Origin of the sequence: Pseudoalteromonas shioyasakiensis (assembly GCF_022398475.1) — a bacterium.
GTDB lineage: Bacteria > Pseudomonadota > Gammaproteobacteria > Enterobacterales > Alteromonadaceae > Pseudoalteromonas.
In genome coordinates this window covers 1-4,287 of sequence record NZ_JAKEVM010000217.1, presented here as the reverse complement: position 1 = coordinate 4,287, position 4,287 = coordinate 1, and the positions used below count along the sequence as shown (strand labels likewise).

Sequence of the window (4,287 nt, the reverse complement as noted above, 5' to 3'; positions counted from 1 at the left end):
GAACCTAGAACCTAGAACCTAGAACCTAGAACCTAGAACCTAGAACCTAGAACCTAGAACCTAGAACCTAGAACCTAGAACCTAGAACCTAGAACCTAGAACCTAGAACCTAGAACCTAGAACCTAGAACCTAGAACCTAGAACCTAGAACCTAGAACCTAGAAGTATTCATTAACTATTTTGCAAAAACCTGTCACAAGTGAGCGTTTACTAAACACTCAGTCTTGCGAACCTTGTAATGCCATGCTTTAATTAGGCAGCGTAAAAATAAACAGTTGTGGTTTTATTTTAACTGGACGTTTTAAGAATAATTATTTGGGAAATAACAATGGCGCTTAGCTGTAAAACAATTGTAACGTCATTTGCGTTACTAGCAATGACTGGCTGTACAATCATCCCCGGTAGCCATTTTGAAGGAATCGAATCGGGCGAACAAATAGATAATCTTGAGAAGGAGCTCGATAAAGTTAATATCCAAATCATCGACTCTTCTCTCATTAATCAACAAAAGCAAAGTAAAACGAAACCAGCGTTACCATCAAGCCTTGATGGCATCGACACCTCTGATTACCAATACAAATTAGGTGTTGGCGATGTAATCACGATCGGCGTATGGGATCATCCTGAATTAACAATTCCTGCTGCAGTACAACGTACTGCTGAGTTCGACGGCTTCCGCGTTCAAGCCGACGGCACAATTACCTTTGCTTACGCCCCAGATATTCAAGCAGCTGGTAAAACAGTACAGCAAGTTCATAAAGAGCTTGTTAAACGCTTAAGTCGCGTAATCGAAGACCCTCAAGTAGATATTAAAATTGTTGGCTTTAGAAGCCAAAAAGCCTATGTAACAGGTGAGGTTAACAACCCAGGGGTACTCCCTGTAACCGAAGTGCCGCTTACTCTAATTGATGCACTAAACCAAGCGGGCGGTTTAACAGATGCCGCTGATTGGCGCACTGTAACCTTTACGCGTGGCGATAAAACAGAAGTGATCCAGTTAGATGACTTTTATGCACATGGCGATATTTCGCAAAACCGTTTATTAAAACATGGCGATATTGTGCATGTTAACCGCAACGACATGCAAAAAGTATTTGTATTAGGCGATGTAAAACGCGCTGGTACAGTGGGCGTTAATCGTTATGGTTTAAATTTAGCGCAAGCTTTAAGTGATGCAGGTGGTTTAAACGAAAATACAGCAGATGCAAATGGCGTATTTGTATTACGTAAACGCAATTTAGAAACCGATGGTATTATTGCTGATGTTTACCAACTACATGCAAAAAATGTTGCAGCATTAGTGCTTGCTGAGCAGTTTGAATTACAGCCGCACGATATTGTGTATGTAACTTCAGCACCGCTAGCGCGTTGGAACCGTGTAATCAGCTTATTACTACCTTCGGTAAGTACAGTTGACTCAATTAATGACGTTACAACTTCGAACTAAAGGTTAAATGTTATGTTTGATTCTGTACTGGTTGTGTGTGCTGGCAATATTTGCCGTAGCCCAACCGCTGAATATGTATTAAAAAGTAAACTACAAGGTAAAAATGTTAGCGTGTCTTCAGCGGGCTTAACGGCCCTTGAAGGCAAGCACGCAGATGCACAAGCACAACAAATTGCAACGCAACATGGTATTGATATGAGCGAGCATCAGGGCAGGCAAATAACCTCAGCCCTTGTTGCACAGCACAGCGTTATTTTAGTGATGGAGCAGCGTCATATAAACGACTTATGTGCACGCTACCCACAAGCTCGTGGTAAAACATTTTTGCTAGGTAAATGGGTTGGTGATAAAGAAATACCCGACCCATACCGTCAAAGCCAAGAGGCTTTTGAGCATGTTTACGCATTAATCGATAGCGCATGTAGCGCTTGGCAAAAGTATTTATAAGGAAAGGGTAGTAGATGAATGCTCAGCCCACTGCATTAGCAGCAAGTAAAAATCAAAATAAAAGTCAAGAATCGCAAGAAATAGACTTACTCGCATTACTAGGTGCATTACTCGACCGTAAATGGTTCATCATATTAGTAACAGCTGTATTTGCTATTATTGGCGTAGCCATTGCTGTATTAAGCACACCTATTTATAAAGCAACAGCACTTGTACAAGTTGAAGAAAGCAGCCCGTCTGTACCTGGCCTTGATGATATGGCTGGTATGTTCGAAAGTAGTAGTGCCGCTGTAACAGAAATCGAACTATTAAAGTCGCGCTCTGTGATTGGTGAAGCGGTCGATACCCTAAAGCTTGATATAATTGCAGAACCTAAATTATTCCCTGTAATAGGTGGTAAGCTATATCGTAGTTTTGCTGCAGAGTCCGAAGGCGATATCGCTGAACCACTTTTAGGGCTAAATAGTTATGCCTGGGGCGGCGAAAGCATAAATGTATTCAGATTTAATGTACCAAAAGCATTTGAAGGGGAAGAGTTTGTATTAGTTATTGGCGAAAATAAAACTTACGAGCTTTTTAACCCTGACGGCGACTCGGTTTTAAAAGGTGTGGTAGGTAAAGATGAAAGCGCTGGCTTTTATGAGTTAACTGTTCGTGATATGAATGCGCGCCCAAACACAGAATTTGTTCTTGTTAAATTTAATCGCTATAGAATGATAGTTGAATTACAAGAATCTATATATGCAAGAGAAAAAGGTAAAGACTCTGGCATTATAGCGATGGCTTATGAGCATAAAAATGCACTACATGCAGAAAAAGTGCTTGATAAAGTATCGCAAATTTATGTACGCCGTAATGTTGAACGTAATAGTGCTGAAGCGCAAAAGTCACTTGAGTTTTTAGAAGTACAGTTACCAGAAGTTAAAAAGCAACTTGAATTCGCAGAAGAGCGTTTTAACGATTATCAAATTAAACGTCAATCAATCAACATCAGCCTAGAAACACAAGGTGTACTTGAGCAAGTGGTTGAGCTTGAAACTAAATTACAAGAGCTAGAGCTTAAACGCCTAGAACTAAGCCGTAAATTTAAAGAAAGCCACCCAACTTACCAGGGGGTGCTTGAGCAAATTGAAGCGGTTGAGAAACAAAAGCAAAAACTTGTAGGCGAAGTTGGTAACTTGCCAGAAACACAACAAGAGCTATTACGTTTAAAACGCGACGTAGAAGTAAGTAACCAAATTTACACCTTATTACTTGGTAAAACGCAAGAGCTAGATATTGTGCGTGCAGGTACTGTAGGTAATGTTCGTGTGGTCGATGCTGCTGCGGTAGATACAACAGAGCCAGTTAAGCCTAAAAAATCACTCATTGCTGTTGTAGCAACTTTGCTTGGTGGCTTTTTAGCAGTTGCCATTGTGTTAATTCAAAAAGCAATGCACCGCGGTGTTGAAGACCCAACCGAGATCGAAAGTATTGGTTTACCTGTTTACGCATCAGTACCATATTCAGATTTTCAAGATAAGCTAACGGGTTTTAACCGTGCGCGTAAAGTTAAAGATAAGCCTAAGTCTATTCTTGCGGTAGATAACCCAGCAGATTTATCGATTGAGGCCCTACGTAGCCTGCGTACAAGCTTACACTTTGCAATGATGGAGGCTAAAAACAATATTATTGCAATATCTGGCCCAAGCCCAGGTGTGGGTAAGTCGTTTATCTCGGTAAACCTGGCAACAGTACTGGCACAAAGCGGTAAAAAGGTACTGATAATCGATGCAGATATGCGTAAAGGTTACCTGCAGACTCAGTTCGGTATGAAGTGGGATGACGGTTTAAGTGATTTACTCTCGGGCCGTTTAAACCTTGAGCAAGTAACTAAAAAGTCGCAAGTTGAAGGGCTAGATGTAATCACCCGTGGTCAAATACCACCAAACCCATCTGAGTTATTAATGCATAGTAACTTTAGCAAAATGGTTGAAGAAGTAAGTGGCAAGTACGACATTATTATAGTTGATACGCCACCTATTTTAGCGGTTACCGACCCTGCAATTGTAAGTGCCCATGCAGGTAGTACATTACTAGTAACACGCTTTGGCCAAAACCATTTACGTGAAATTGAACTAACTCGTAACCGTTTTGAACAAAACGGTATAGACGTAAAAGGTGTTGTATTTAATGGTGTAGTGCGTAAAGCGAGCAATGCATATGGCTATTACGGCTATTACAACTACGAATATAAATCTGATAAGTAATTAAAGACGTTCTAGGTTCTGATTGACTTAATTGTTACCACGAAAAGCGTGTTGAAGAACCTAGAACCTAGAACCTAGAACCTAGAACCTAGAACCTAGAACCTAGAACCTAGAACCTAGAACCTAGAACCTAGAACCTAGAAC

3 protein-coding genes are annotated in these 4,287 nt (G+C 40.7%); all 3 read left to right on the top strand.

The window, feature by feature from the left end; translation table 11 throughout:
• The first annotated feature begins 328 nt into the window (after nucleotides 1-328).
• Genes L1D51_RS20610 through L1D51_RS20600 form a run of 3 tightly spaced genes read left to right on the top strand, consistent with a single transcriptional unit; the run spans nucleotide 329 to nucleotide 4,143 of the window.
• Complete coding sequence (locus L1D51_RS20610; protein ID WP_063527888.1) at nucleotides 329-1,447, top strand: polysaccharide export protein; 1,119 nt, start codon at nucleotides 329-331, stop codon at nucleotides 1,445-1,447.
• Nucleotides 1,448-1,459: 12 nt separating this feature from the next.
• The gene (locus L1D51_RS20605) at nucleotides 1,460-1,894 is read left to right on the top strand and encodes a low molecular weight protein-tyrosine-phosphatase (RefSeq protein WP_105175007.1); all 435 of its coding nucleotides are present in this window, start codon (nucleotides 1,460-1,462) and stop codon (nucleotides 1,892-1,894) included.
• A gap of 14 nt (nucleotides 1,895-1,908) precedes the next feature.
• Nucleotides 1,909-4,143: a polysaccharide biosynthesis tyrosine autokinase gene (locus L1D51_RS20600; protein WP_239964705.1), complete on the top strand. Its 2,235-nt coding sequence runs from the start codon at nucleotides 1,909-1,911 to the stop codon at nucleotides 4,141-4,143.
• The last annotated feature ends 144 nt before the right edge of the window (nucleotides 4,144-4,287 follow it).